15 protein-coding genes and 1 rRNA gene are annotated in these 12913 nt (G+C 46.4%); 13 read left to right on the top strand and 3 right to left on the bottom strand.

The annotated features are described in order from the left end of the window. Window positions 1-212 precede the first annotated feature (212 nt). From NWF04_00130 to NWF04_00110, 5 genes are all read left to right on the top strand, one after another. Window positions 213-1838: a histidinol-phosphate aminotransferase family protein gene (locus tag NWF04_00130; GenBank protein MCW4004993.1), complete on the top strand. Its 1626-nt coding sequence runs from the start codon at window positions 213-215 to the stop codon at window positions 1836-1838. Window positions 1839-1956: 118 nt separating this feature from the next. After that, on the top strand, window positions 1957-2520 hold the full coding sequence (locus NWF04_00125; GenBank protein ID MCW4004992.1) for a hypothetical protein: 564 nt from the start codon (window positions 1957-1959) through the stop codon (window positions 2518-2520). A gap of 146 nt (window positions 2521-2666) precedes the next feature. Continuing rightward, complete coding sequence (locus NWF04_00120) at window positions 2667-4034, top strand: B12-binding domain-containing radical SAM protein (protein MCW4004991.1); 1368 nt, start codon at window positions 2667-2669, stop codon at window positions 4032-4034. Window positions 4035-4047: 13 nt separating this feature from the next. Beyond that, window positions 4048-5133 (top strand): aldo/keto reductase, encoded by a 1086-nt coding sequence (locus NWF04_00115; GenBank protein MCW4004990.1) that lies wholly within the window; start codon window positions 4048-4050, stop codon window positions 5131-5133. 88 nt (window positions 5134-5221) lie between these two features. Next, on the top strand, window positions 5222-6133 hold the full coding sequence (locus NWF04_00110; protein ID MCW4004989.1) for a hypothetical protein: 912 nt from the start codon (window positions 5222-5224) through the stop codon (window positions 6131-6133). Between the two features lies 1 nt (window position 6134). On the opposite strand, the gene NWF04_00105 is transcribed toward NWF04_00110, so the two are convergent. Together NWF04_00105 and NWF04_00100 are read right to left on the bottom strand one after the other, a co-directional pair. Continuing rightward, entirely contained in the window at window positions 6135-7616 is a 1482-nt protein-coding gene (locus NWF04_00105) for a B12-binding domain-containing radical SAM protein (protein ID MCW4004988.1), read from the bottom strand. Between the two features lie 133 nt (window positions 7617-7749). After that, window positions 7750-8727, bottom strand: a complete 978-nt coding sequence (locus NWF04_00100; GenBank protein MCW4004987.1) for a cobalamin biosynthesis protein — start codon at window positions 8725-8727, stop codon at window positions 7750-7752. A gap of 365 nt (window positions 8728-9092) precedes the next feature. On the opposite strand from NWF04_00100, the gene NWF04_00095 reads away from it, so the two are divergent. Genes NWF04_00095 through NWF04_00060 form a run of 8 tightly spaced genes read left to right on the top strand, consistent with a single transcriptional unit; the run spans window position 9093 to window position 12454 of the window. Further along, a complete protein-coding gene (locus NWF04_00095) occupies window positions 9093-9482 on the top strand; it encodes a hypothetical protein (GenBank protein ID MCW4004986.1) in 390 nt (129 codons plus the stop codon). After that, window positions 9475-9873 (top strand): hypothetical protein, encoded by a 399-nt coding sequence (locus NWF04_00090; GenBank protein ID MCW4004985.1) that lies wholly within the window; start codon window positions 9475-9477, stop codon window positions 9871-9873. Before NWF04_00095 ends, NWF04_00090 begins: the two co-directional genes overlap by 8 nt. After that, a complete protein-coding gene (locus tag NWF04_00085; protein ID MCW4004984.1) occupies window positions 9870-10178 on the top strand; it encodes a hypothetical protein in 309 nt (102 codons plus the stop codon). The genes NWF04_00090 and NWF04_00085 overlap by 4 nt, the downstream gene beginning before the upstream one ends. Next, on the top strand, window positions 10175-10609 hold the full coding sequence (locus tag NWF04_00080; protein MCW4004983.1) for a LacI family DNA-binding transcriptional regulator: 435 nt from the start codon (window positions 10175-10177) through the stop codon (window positions 10607-10609). The genes NWF04_00085 and NWF04_00080 overlap by 4 nt, the downstream gene beginning before the upstream one ends. Then, window positions 10609-10971, top strand: a complete 363-nt coding sequence (locus NWF04_00075; protein MCW4004982.1) for a hypothetical protein — start codon at window positions 10609-10611, stop codon at window positions 10969-10971. Before NWF04_00080 ends, NWF04_00075 begins: the two co-directional genes overlap by 1 nt. Window positions 10972-10988: 17 nt before the next feature. Further along, window positions 10989-11294 carry a hypothetical protein gene (locus tag NWF04_00070; GenBank protein MCW4004981.1) on the top strand — a complete coding sequence of 102 codons (306 nt, stop codon included), beginning with the start codon at window positions 10989-10991 and terminating at the stop codon, window positions 11292-11294. Between the two features lie 10 nt (window positions 11295-11304). Next, window positions 11305-11706, top strand: a complete 402-nt coding sequence (locus tag NWF04_00065) for a hypothetical protein (GenBank protein ID MCW4004980.1) — start codon at window positions 11305-11307, stop codon at window positions 11704-11706. Between the two features lie 31 nt (window positions 11707-11737). Then, window positions 11738-12454: a hypothetical protein gene (locus NWF04_00060; protein MCW4004979.1), complete on the top strand. Its 717-nt coding sequence runs from the start codon at window positions 11738-11740 to the stop codon at window positions 12452-12454. Between the two features lie 266 nt (window positions 12455-12720). Here the strand turns inward: NWF04_00060 and NWF04_00055 are convergent. Continuing rightward, window positions 12721-12913, bottom strand: a 23S ribosomal RNA gene (locus NWF04_00055); the annotation flags it as partial.

Here is a 12913-nt window from a genome sequence, read left to right as displayed (position 1 = left end):
TTAAAATACCATGCACAAAGGACAGGATATAAAGTTTGGCTGACTACTGGAAATTCAAGGCGCAACTATGAGGCTATTGCGTTGCAATGGTGCGGCGTTGAGAAATTGTTTAGGCTTGGAGATGCAACGGTTTATTAGGTCTGTTTGGGTGTTTTATGGGTTATCTGTGACGTAAGTTGACGCCGACTATGCAGAGAGCCACGTTTAATCCATTGGCGAGGGAGAAGGTTACTTGGTTTTCTATGTGGTTTTTGGCGGCGGTTGCTAGTTTTGGGGCGGCGTTTTTTCCGCTGTTTTATCGGCTTGTGGATAGTCGTAATAAGCATTTTGAGCGTGAGGCAGAGTTGGAGGCGCGGGTGGTTGAGTTTTTGCGTGAGCAGGGTAAAGAGGCGCCTGCGACCATGGAGTTGCGTGAAGAGCGTAGTGCGGTTTTGTGGGCGGCGTCGATTGTTTTGGTGGTGCCTGTGTTTGTTTTGCTCTACAAGCTCTCCAAAGACTTGGTGGTGCACGAAGCACATCAGGACAAGTTTTTGGCTCAAGCGTTTCCGCAACGCATGTTCATGACGCAGACCATACCGATAAAAAAATATGCCCTCATAACAATAGCTACGCTAGGCATAGGCGGCATCTACTGGCTCTACAAACTCGTCAGCATCTACAACGCCCACTACGAAGCCCAATGGAAATTTGAGCCAGAAATCGCACGTTTGATGGAGGAAACAAAAATGGAAAGTCCCTGCAGCAAAAAACGGTTCGTAAGCCACGGCGGCGACGTCTGGGGCTTTAGCCGAAAATACAACATCCCCATCGAAAAAGTAATGGATTTTAGCGGACCCATCAATTATTTGGGACCTTCACCCAAAGCCCTGCAAGCCTTGCAAGACTGCGCCAAGCTGGTGCGGTTCTACCCCGACCCCGACCCCGTAGACTTCAAAGAAGAAATTGCAGCTTACGTGGGACACGGCGTAAAAGCCGAGAATATCTTGCTGGGAAACGGCTCCATCGAGCTGATTTACATGATTACTGACGCCTTCGAAGGCAAATTCCGCGCAGTTATCCCTGTGCCCTCGTTCACCGAGTACGAAAAAGCGGTGTTGCGGGTTGGCGGCGAAGTAATCTTTGTGCAGTTGCCATTTAATTTCGCGTTGGAAGTTGAAAGCATCAAAAAAGCAGTCACCGACGACACCAAAATCATCTACATCTGCAATCCCCATAGCCCCTCAGGAACGCTCTACACCAAAAACACCATCTTGGAAATCACGGAGTTTTGCCAGAAAAAAGGCATAATCGTTAGCGTGGATGAGAACTATATTGAATTTGCCCCCGACGGAGAAAACGCCACCGTAGCAGGCTACACCACGCAGTACGAAAACCTCTTTGTCATACGCTCGGTCACCAAGTTCTACGGCATGCCAGGCATACGGTTTGGTTACGCCATAGCCGCCAAAAGTCTAATTGACAAGTTGCAGACGGTGCGCCAGCCGTGGAGTATAAACAGCCTTGCAGAAGTAGCCACAACCGCCGCGTTCCATGACACTGAATTCATCCAAAACACTAAACAAACCATCGCCGCAGAGAAAGCAGAGTTCGCCAAGAAAATCATGGAAATCGGAGGACTGCACGTTTTCCCCTCAGAAACCAACTTTTTGCTGGTGAAAATTACTGCACCTGACATGACGGCGACGCAGCTTCGAGAGGATTTTGCACGGCAGGGCTTGCTAATTCGCGACTGCAGCACCTTTGTTGGGTTAAGCAACACCTACTTTAGATTAACAGTACGCTCAAAGCAAGACAACCAAAAACTCGTAGACGCCCTAAAACAAAAATTCCAAACCTAACCCTACATGTGCACACCAAACGGCGATATGGAGTTCAAAACCGTTTTTTAGTTGCGTATAGTCTTATATACAGACTTGCTGCTTTGGGTTTATTTGTGGCATACAGGAGAAAAATGGCATGGGAATTCCTAAAATCTTCATCAAAATTGTTGCCATAGTGGTTGGTATAGGCATAGTTTTTGGTGTGGCAGTTGCCACGGATTTTTCTGCGTACATGGCTACGGATTCAGAGACCCTCTCGCCTATGGGCGCTTCTGTTGGTTCAGCGTTGGTGGTTTATGACCCTGGCGTTACAGGCGCAGCAAAAGGCGTTGCACAAGCTGTAGCTTATGACCTGCAAAACCAGAGCTACACGGTGACGTTAGCGGGAGTGAGAAGTGAAGCAGCAGCAAACATTTCAGGCTACAAAATCATCGTGGCAGGCAGCCCAATATACGCGGGTGTCCCAACAGCTTCCGTAAAAGACTTTTTGGGCAACATAACCTCAACACAGGGCATAGTCTTGGGGGTTTTTGGCAGCGGTTCAGGTCCTGAAGAACCCAGTGATATAGAAATGATTACAAATGCTCTTGCCGAGTTGCCTAACGCGGATGTTTTGGCGGATGCGGTTGTTGTGAAAATCGGAACAGGCGAAGACCTAAGCGTCCGTAGCGCAGACTTCGTCGCCAGACTAACCAGCTAAAAACTAAACGTTGGCGGCAACTATCCGTCAAATCGTTTTTCTTTCTTTTCTGCAGCGTTAGGGTTTGGCAAACACGTTTATATTTTAGCTGACATGAAATATTTAGTTCGAGCATGGGCGATGGACAGCAAAAGAGGAAAGTTAGTTTGATTTTGTTGATGACTACTGCGCCGCCTGATAATGCGCCGTGGTATTTGGGCAGAAAGTTTCCGCCGTTGGGTTTGTCGTATGTTGCGGGGGCAGTTGAGAAGGCGGGTTTTGAAGTGCAGATGCTAGATAATTATTTGCAGAAAAAACCCATAGAAGAAGTTAAACAGTTAATCAAAAAATTAAACCCTGAAATCGTGGGCATGACCTGCAGCAGCGCCACATACCACAAATGTGTAGAAACCGCAGCTGCCATCAAAGAGGTCGCGCCAAGCTGCAAAGTCGTCGTAGGCGGATGGCACCCCTCGTACATGCCTGATAGCATGCTCGCGCACCCCGAAATCGACTACGTGATAATGGGTGAAGGCGAACGCGCCATGGTCGAACTTGCCACGTACGTTTTGGAAGGCGAAAAAAACATGGTCTTAGGAGCCATCGGAGGGCTTGCGTACCGTTTTGGCGATAAAATCCTAAAGAACCCACCCAAATTCATAAGCAACCTTGACGAGCTCCCGTTCCCCGCAAGACATCTGCTGCCCATGCACTTGTACGACCGTACTATGGAGTTTTTGGATGTAGAACCCGTAGACATCATGAGCATCATACGCGGGTGCCCGTTTAACTGCGCCTTTTGTGAAACCCGAAAAATGTGGGGACCCTCCTGCCGTTTCTTTAGTCCCCAGCGTGTACTCGATGAAATCAACTACATGGTCAACAAGCACGGCTCCAAAGGCATCTACTTCATCAACGACAATTTCACAATACGCAAAAAAGAAACCCTACAACTGTGCAACCTGATGAAACAGGAAAATCTGGATTTACAGTGGATTTGCGATACCCGCGTGGACATGATTAACAGGGAGCTTTTGGGTAGCATGCGTGAGGCAGGCTGCAAGACTATCTGGTTTGGAGTAGAATCAGGTGCACCGCATATTCTAAAGAAGCTTAACAAGAACATTAGCTTGGAGCAAACCGAAAAAACTTTCAAACTGGTCAGGCAAGAGGGCATCCAAATCGCATGCAGCTTCATCCTGGGCATCCCAGGCGAAACCCTCGCGGACATGGAAGCCACTTTCAAGTTCGCCAAAAAACTCGACCCCGACCTGTGCCAATTCAACGTCTTCATCGCCTACCCCGACAGCCTACTCTACGAAGAAATCCTGCAAAGCGGCAACTACGACAAACTCGACGACTTCCTGCTGGCAGCAAAAACTTCAGAGTTTGACTACAAGAAAGTCATGGAAATCCAGCGGCGCTTCCACAAAGATTTTCACCGCTCCCCCAAACGAATCCTGCGCAAAATCAGGCAAGACGGCGCATTACCCGTACTCAAGCAGGGCTTCAAACTGCTGACTTCACGCAGCTAAAGGTGAAAGCGGGATGCAAAAGCGCAGGCTGGGCAGAACAGGGCTGCAGGTGTCGCAGGTTGGTTTTGGCGGCACATGGATTTCGCAGCTAACCAAACCCCAAGCCGTAGAAGTTGTGCAGCGCGCGTTTGATTTGGGGGTTACTTATTTTGATACGGCAAAGCTTGACGGGGACAGCGAAGAGAAAATCGGGTTGGCGCTCAAGGATGTTCGAGACGAATGCGTGATAGCTACGAAGACGGGGTCGCGAACCAAGGGCGAGTCGCTTCATGATCTTAAAGAGAGCCTTGAGCATCTGCAGACCGACCGATTAGACATCATCCAGCTCCACGGAATAGATAGCGAAAAAACCCTGCGCAAAGCCACAGGCGAAGATGGGGTGCTTCAGATGTGCAAGCAGGCACGACGCCAAGGCTTAGTAGACCACATCGGCATCACAGGACACCGACCCCGCGTTCTAATCAAAGCCATAGAAACAGGCGAATTCGACAGCATCCTAGTCCCACTCAACATCGTAACCCGCCAAGCCCTCGAAGAACTATTGCCCACCGCAAAAACCCACGACGTCGGCGTCGCCGTGATGAAGCCGCTCATGGCGAAAACGAGCAAACTCATAACCTGCTTCTACCAACCCTCACTTTCGCTGCTCAGTGATGAGCCTGATTTGAAAGCCCTGCTTGGACAAACCGTTGAGGAGCGGGTGCAAAGCGCGTTGCGGTTTCTTTTGGCTCAGGACATTAGCGTGGCGGTTGTGGGGTTGCAGTCCGTCGGCGAGGTGGAGGTTGCGGCGCAGGCGGGGAACAGTTATGCGGGGTTGACCCGTGAAGAACAAGAGCGCTTTGATGTCTCGTTGGGGGATTACTGTCGGGACTGTGAATGCTGCCCCTCTTGCCCTGAAGGCGTGGATATAGCTGCGACGTTGCGGTTCAAGGCTTTCTTTGAGGTTTACGGTTTGGAGAATTGGGCGCGAAAACTCTACAGCGGACTTCAAATCAAAGCTGACAAGTGTACGCGGTGTGGCGAATGCACAGGCAAATGCCCCTATAACCTGCAAATCATCGAAGAGCTGCAGCGAGCCCATCAACAGCTAAAGCCGTAAGCGTTTTTGCGACAAAAGTTAAATCTTCAAGAGGTTAACAGGAATCTATGAATCTGCAAGCCCAAATGGGCTTTTAGGTGCATCCACGATGATAAAATGGTCTTTGACTGCTAAAGCGTTGATTCTAATCATGATTTGCTGCTTTTTTACGTACGCGTTGTATTGGGCGGCAAAGACCATCCCGTGGATGATAGATATCACTTTGCATCCAGAGAGTTTCTACCCTGCCGCTGGGCTTCAACAAGTCAACTCGTATAGTTTAGCGGTGTCCTACGTGATGGAGTACGCAGGGTTTTTTGGTTTGCTGATCCGCCTCGTCGCCGCAGCTTTTGCTGTTCTTGCATTTGCAGCCATCCAAAAAACAGGAAACCCGCTGATAGGACCCGCCAAAAACCGAATATCTAAAGCCTTGCTCTTAGAAGGCATATATTTCCTTTCATTCATACCCTCCATCTACTACTTAGCAGGTTTTTCTTCGCTGCCCATAACGTCTAGGCTTTGCTTAATTGGGACTTTGGGAGTGCAAATTGCATTGATTTCGCCTGTGCTCATCTTGCTTAGTCGAAGACTCAAAAAAACATCCAGCGCTGCCCCAGAAAACTCTGCGTCTCTTGTCAGATTAACGGTTTTAGCGTGCCTGTGCTACGTGGTTGCCATATGGTTCATGTACATATTCAAGTGGACAGAAATGGCAGCATTAGAAGGCGCAATCTGGCTCATTATCCCACCCAGACTTATAGCATTCTCCAACACCGCCATCACACTCACCCTCTCAGCAGCCTTCGCCGCTCTCGCAACAAAAACATACCTACACCACAAAACCCTCACCCCAAAAACCCTCAAACTCTGGGGGGCATCCGCTATACTACTAAGCCTACACACAATCATCTTCGTAATATTTTGCTTCAACGTCAACGCCGCCTACCTAGCAAGCTTTGGAGAACTCTGGCTAATTCCACTGTTGGGCGTTGGCGTCTACTTGCTGGCGAAAAATAGATAGGTTATTGTTTTTGTTTTTGGGCTGCGCGGGTTCTGCCGATTAGGATGTTGAGGGCTTTTTTGGGGTTGCGTAGGGCGCGTATGAGGCGGTCGCGGTTGAGTACGGGGTTTACCATCATGGCTTTGCCGCAGAGTTCTTGGAGTTCGGTTGCGGTGAATTGGGGGGTTTGGATAAGGGGTTGAGCTGAGGCTAAGGCTTCGTCGCTAAACTCCGCGCTCAGGTAGCCGCCTTCTTTTGCTTGCCTAAACAGTTCGGTGCCCACCAGAGGCGTGGCGTAGCTAAAGTAGAAGCGGTCAGCGCCCAGTTGCCGCAGTCGGTAAGCGTAGTCTATGGTAGCTTGAATGTCCTGCTTGGTTTCACCGATAAAACCGATAATAAAAAAGCAGCTAACTTTGATGCCAACCTTACGCGCCGCAACAACAGCTTGCTCGACCTTGCGCAGATCCTGATTCTTCTTAATAATCGTATCCACCACGCGCTGCACACCCGACTCAGGAGCAATGTAAATTCGCTGGCATCCTGACTTGCGCATCTTCCTAAGCAGTTCTTCATCCAAACGGTCAGCCCTCACACCATTAGGCGTAAACCACTCCAACTTCAAACCCCGCTCCACCATCAAATCACAAATCCGAACCATACGCTCCCTATCAAACGTCAAATTATCATCCTCAAAATCCACCTGCTCCACCCCATACTCGCGCACAAGTTGTTCAAGCTCATCAACAACGTTTTCAGGGCTGCGGGCACGCCATTTTCTACCCATGACAATGTGGTTGCTACAGAAGATACAGGTGTTGGGGCAGCCTCGGCTGGTTAGGATGCGGGCGCAGGGCTTGCGTAGTTCTCCGCGTATGGGAACCTCCTTGACCGCTGCAAAAAGCTCCTTCATAGGAAGCAGATGCCGCGCGGGGAAAGGCAACGAGTCAAGGTCTTCAATGACTGGGCGGGGCGGGTTTATGACGGGGTTGCCGTTTAGCAGAAAGCCCAAGCCTTTGACGTTTTGAAGCTGCACATCAGAAGCGCCCTTTTCAAGAACATCCGCAAGCTCCAAAACAGTGAGTTCGGGTTCGCCCATTACCACGTAGTCAATGTTTGGCTGCGCAAGGCTTTCTTGGGGTTTAGCCGAAGGATGCAACCCGATAAGCGCGGTTTTGATGCTAGGGTTGGTGGTTTTCACGGCTGTGGCGGTTTCGAAGGCGGTTTGCCACCATCCGCTAAAGGGAACCGAAATCACCACAAAGTCAGGCTTCCATTGCTGGATACGTTGGGCAATCTGCTCGTTAGACAGCCCTAAGCGGTATTTGACGCCGTCAATTTCCTGTAGATTTGCCCAGCCCTGCGTAGGACAATCCATGATGCTTACAGCGTAGCCTTTCTGTTCTAACACTGCGGCGACATACGCAATATCTAAAGGCTGAAAAGCAGCGGGTTTCCCCCAAAGCTTAGGCTGGATACGCGGCGGATTAATCAAACAAACACGCACGTTCAGGCACCTCCCACACCTACAGCGAAAAAGCCAAGGTTAACTTGAGGGTCAGAGGCGGCATCAAACATTACTGTTAGCATCTTAAGCCAACATGCCCAAGGCGCGATTAATAGATTGTGCAAATCCGCAGTTAGAATGGGAAAACAAAGAGCCTAACCAGAATTAGCACGGGCAAAAACATCAAAATGCACAGGACAATGGCGACGTCACGGATTTTTAGCGCCATCAAGATTTTGCTTGCATCCAGCGCCTCTTGTGGGTCGCCTAAGATGTATTTTCCAGGCTTTTCAAACTGCACATGTAATGCGCCTGCCATAGCTGCCATGGGCCATCCGTGGTTGCGGCTTTGGGTTTTTAGGTGGTCACGACGGGCGATACTCCAGGCGGTTTTGTAGTCGTAGCGAAGAACTGCGGCGGCGGCGATTATGAGGATGCCTGTTAGGCGTGAGGGGATGAAGTTTATGAGGTGGTCTAGGTTGGCGCTAAACCAACCGATGTTGAGGTTTTCTTTGTCTTTGAAACCTACCATGCCGTCTAGGGTGTTGACTACGCGAAATGCTATGGCTCCTGTAACGCCAAAGAGGGAGTAGAAGATGATGGGGGAGAGTTTGAAGTCTATGAGGTTTTCTGCCATGGATTCGATGACTGCCGAGCTGATTTGGGACCCGTTGAGGTTTGAGCTGTCGCGGCGTGAGAAGTGCGCGTATTTGCGGGCTTCGGCTAAGTCGTCGTTGGCTATGGCTTTGGCGGCAGCTTTCGCCCAGTCTGTTTCGAGCTTGATGCACACGGTGAACTTGACCAGCACAACGCCTATGATTGCGTATGCAGCTACGCCTAACCAGAAGTTGATGGTGCCAAAGAGGAGCCAGATTGCCCAGAGCCCCAAAAATGTAGGCAACGCAAACGTCAAAACCGCCGCTATGCCCAATACGATGCCGTGGAGTTTTTCTGTGTGTGGGTTGGGGTGTTTTAGGTGGCGTTTGAGCCATGCGATGTAGTTGCCCATCAGTACGGTGGGGTGTATTTTGTAGTAGGCGGCGTAGGGGCTGTTTGGGGAGGGGTCGCCTAGGGCGATGTCAAGCAAAATCCCAAGTACCAAAACCAGCAAACTAACAGAGACTAACTCAAAGAGGACGATACGTCACCAGCCAACCCAACACCAATGCACAACACTTCAAAAAAACCACATATATCAATTACGGAAAAACAAAAAAGAGGAAATACACACGGGACACCAAATAGGCAGTACAAAAGCATGTTTTGGACAATCATACTCCCAACGCATATAACATCAAAAGGTAACCAAACCATCAGCCATAATCTCAAATGTTGAACGAACAATTTACTTTTACAACCACGAATAACAAAACAATAAATTTATATATAAGACATAAATAGAGACCCCTTTTATTCACAAACTTAATAAAACTTAAATACAAGATTCCCCCACACATACAAAGGGGAATGGGGATAGTGTCAGAAGAGTTAGAAACCCTTAAAAAAATTGAATTTAAAATAAATGAGCTTCTAAAATGGACAAGGTTTGCAGGCATGCAACAACTCAAAAACATTTTAGCCCAAGAAATAGGAGACGATGAGGTGGCTGCTTGCGCATACGAGTTTTCTAACGGCACCAGAGGAACTAGGGAAGTTGCAAAACTCGCAGGCATAAGAAGCCATAACACAGTCGCGTTATATTGGCGAAAATGGAGTAAGATGGGTATTGTAGAACCATCGACCGCATATCAGGGCAGATGTCAACGGATTTGTTCTTTGGAGGAAGTGGGCCTTTCAGTACCTAAATTACCACAACCACCTAACAGCAAACACCAAGCACAATCTGAGGCAGAAAACAATGAGTGAAACCGACAAAATCCTAAACGATATTAGAACATATTTGCGCATTACCGCCGCTATCGCATCACGAACCATCGCCAAAAGTACAGTAGATACCCTTGAGAAAGCACAAGTTTACGAGAGACTTAATGAGGATAAGTCCCAACAAAAAATTCAAGAAGAAACAGGAGTCCCTCAAAAAACCATTAGCAATTGGGTAACCAAATTTATTGAAGCTGGACTTGTTGACCATAAGAACAAAGCGCTTTTCACTCTCCGAGAACTAGGCATCAACATTTGTGAACTTACTTCAAGAGAAAAGAAAAAAGAAAATACAAAGAGAAAAAGCCTCAGTGAAGATGAACAGCGAGTAACGGAAACAAGCCAAGGAGAAACTGTTCGGGAGACAAAGCAATGAGTACTTCTGACCAAATCTTGAAAGAAATTTCAGACAAGATTGATAAACTACTTAGGCTTCAAGCAATAGAAATTGTTAGGGAAATCCCCGAAGAGAAAGGGAAAATAGAATTATTAGATTCGCTTGGATTCAGACCAGTAGATATCGCCAAGTTCCTAAACAAAACACCCGAAAACATCTATGTCGTCCTTAGCACTATTAGAAAGAAAAAGTCTGTGAATAACTTAAAATTAACAAAAAAAACAACTGGTGAAGAGACTATCTTAGTCCCAGAGAACCAAAACAAAAAGGGAGGAATGAAATGACCTTAACAAATCAGGACAACTTAGTGCTCAATGAGTTGAGAAAGATTTCAAAAATTCTGTTACTATCAAATTCTGCACAAATTGACAATGAACTAGAAAAGGTTGCAGACAATGAGGCTCGTAAAAAAATGTGGGTTTTAATTGATGGAAAACGCATGCCGAAGGATTTTGCAACAGAGGTTGGAGTGAGCTTGATGACTGTATCCCGTTTCCTTGACAGCGCATCAGCCGCAGACTTAGTCGCTTACACCCCCAAAAAACCACCTGTAAAAACATTAGATTATGTCCCTCCATCCTGGTTGAATCTAGTTTTTGCTGAAACTAAAGAAGAACCACAGGAACAAAGCAAAACATCCCCAAATAGTACAAAGCAGGAAAAACAAGAGGAACATAAATTGTCGGATTTTAGTGGTGAAGGAGCTAAACAATAATGACTACCAACGAATCGGAACAAACTAAAATACTGCGTGAAATTCTGAAATGGTTAAAATTCGCAGGGATAAAGGAAGCTAAAGCCATTCTCTTATCGAGTTTAGATACTGAAGCTAAAAAGCTTGCTTATCATTTAAGCGATGGTACACGTGGAACTGTGGAAATCGCAAAAATCGTCAACATTGGAAGCACGAGAACAATATTTGATATATGGCAGGTTTGGTTAAAACAAGGATTAGGGGAAAGTATTCCAGTAAAAGGGGGGTCCAGATTTAAGCGGTCTTTTGATTTAGAAGAGGTTGGTATTGCTATTCCACAGTACACAATTAAACAAGAAGAAAAGACAGCAAGTCAAAAATGAGGAAAAGGTAAAAAGAAATGCCTGATAAATCAGAAAAAGAACTACTAAGCGATATTCTAAGGGTTCTTCAGGAACAGAACTCATTGTTTCTTCTCGCAAATCAAGAAAACCTTTCAAAGATAAAGAGAGGATTGCTCAAGGAGGGAACGATTAAACGTCAAATCTACGACTTATGTGATGGCACAAAAACTACGCAAGACTTAACACAAATACTTAAGAAAACACCTGAGTATGTAGGCTCATATATTAGCATCCTTCGACGCGAAGGATTAATTAGAACAGCCGAAAAGGATGGTAAACAAGTTCACGAGCAAATATTTTAAGGTGATGTAAATGCCAGAAACAGTAGATACCGCAAGAGAAATTATAAACATTAAGCGAGACATCAGAGAAATCAAACAAGCACAAGAAGTTAGCGTGCATTTCAACCGAGAAAAATACATGAAACTAGTTGAGAAGGCTCTTGCAGGTAACCATACAAGGATAAGCGTTTTTCTTGAGATTGACGGAATAAAAAGCCGTAAAGAAATTCAAGAAAAAGTTGGTGGAAAGCAACCAACTATATGGCGTGCTTTTGACCATTTAGAAAAAAATGGGTTGATATACCCATTAGAAGAAACCAAAGGTGGCAGTCCGGTCTACGCGAAGCACCAATGGGTCAAAACATTAAGAATAGATGAGTCTGTTAGAGAGCAATTTCTGGCATCACAAAAAAACGAGGTCTCTGAAAATTAATCCCAGCCTAGAAATAGCGATAACCAATAGAGTGCTTAATCCAGTTCTATTAAGAGGGTGGAAAGACTACGATAGATTTAGCTCTAAGCTAACACACCATGTCATCAAAAATGCGCCGCATTCGAAAGAAGAACTCACAAAGATCATAAAGGCGTTTGAAAGCCCCTTTTTCTATTTAAATAATATTGACGTTAACCGTTTCATAAAAGTAATTCCGCTCGAAGAGATACTTGACCTATTATTAGATTACCGAGAAGTCGAACCATTAACCTTCTCGGACATATTTCCAGAGACGTTATCAGTATCAGTTGTTGAAGGAAAAAAATCAACTGCTAATCTAACGGATTTACCTGAAGATAAGATACAAGAAACGCTGGTCGATTCATTAAGAGAAAAAAACGCAACAAATTGCAGGGGAAGAGCAAAAGACACGTCACTTGAAGTTGCAGATTTGGAACATTTTTCAGTTAAGGTTAATGATGAAGCAACAACTTTTTCATGTGTCGTAAAGGGCTTCAAGAGTATAAGCAGAAAGACGGTTACTTGGGAAAAAATTGCGCACCAGATAACTAAAGCATATAGAACACGACCAGACCACATCTTAGTTGTATTAGCAAAAAACCCAGCAGATTCCGTAATTTCTGAACTCATACAATATGGGAGTTCAATAAACAACCCAAATCTAGCGGTTTTATGTGACCCGTTAGAGCTTTCAAGGTTTTTAAAAGCCAGAGCCGTAATTCCATGATTTTTGTTACAAAGGAGTATAATTTCTAGAGAAACGTTAAGATACGGAAAAAACAAAACCACCAAACAGACCCCAACCAATTAGCAGCCTATTAGCATCCAAATATCAATTCTATGCAGAAACCATAGGGGGAGGGGGTCTACTAAAACAGGTGAAAACATCAAAAGCAAAGAAAGAAGCAGCAATCTCGTTAATGCCGCCACGCATAGGCCAACTTTTGAGACACAACGTTGTAAGTTCATCAAATATCGCTCAGATATACCAGAGGACCCGACATCTCGGGCGGTTGGAAACCGCAGGCTGAGCTAGTCGCCCGAAGGCTTCTAGCTTACACCCCAGTCCCATTAAACCCATCTTCTATGGGTGCCCTCGTCCAGTGAAACTGGAATGGTTGCCTCTTTTCAGGAGAGGCTTCGAGCTTAGATGCTTTCAGCTCTTATCCTCAGCGGCGTGGCTGCC

Source organism: Candidatus Bathyarchaeota archaeon, assembly GCA_026014465.1.
Classification (GTDB): domain Archaea; phylum Thermoproteota; class Bathyarchaeia; order Bathyarchaeales; family Bathycorpusculaceae; genus JADGNF01.
Note: the sequence above shows the minus strand (reverse complement) of the source record. Positions and strands in the feature narration are given on the sequence as shown.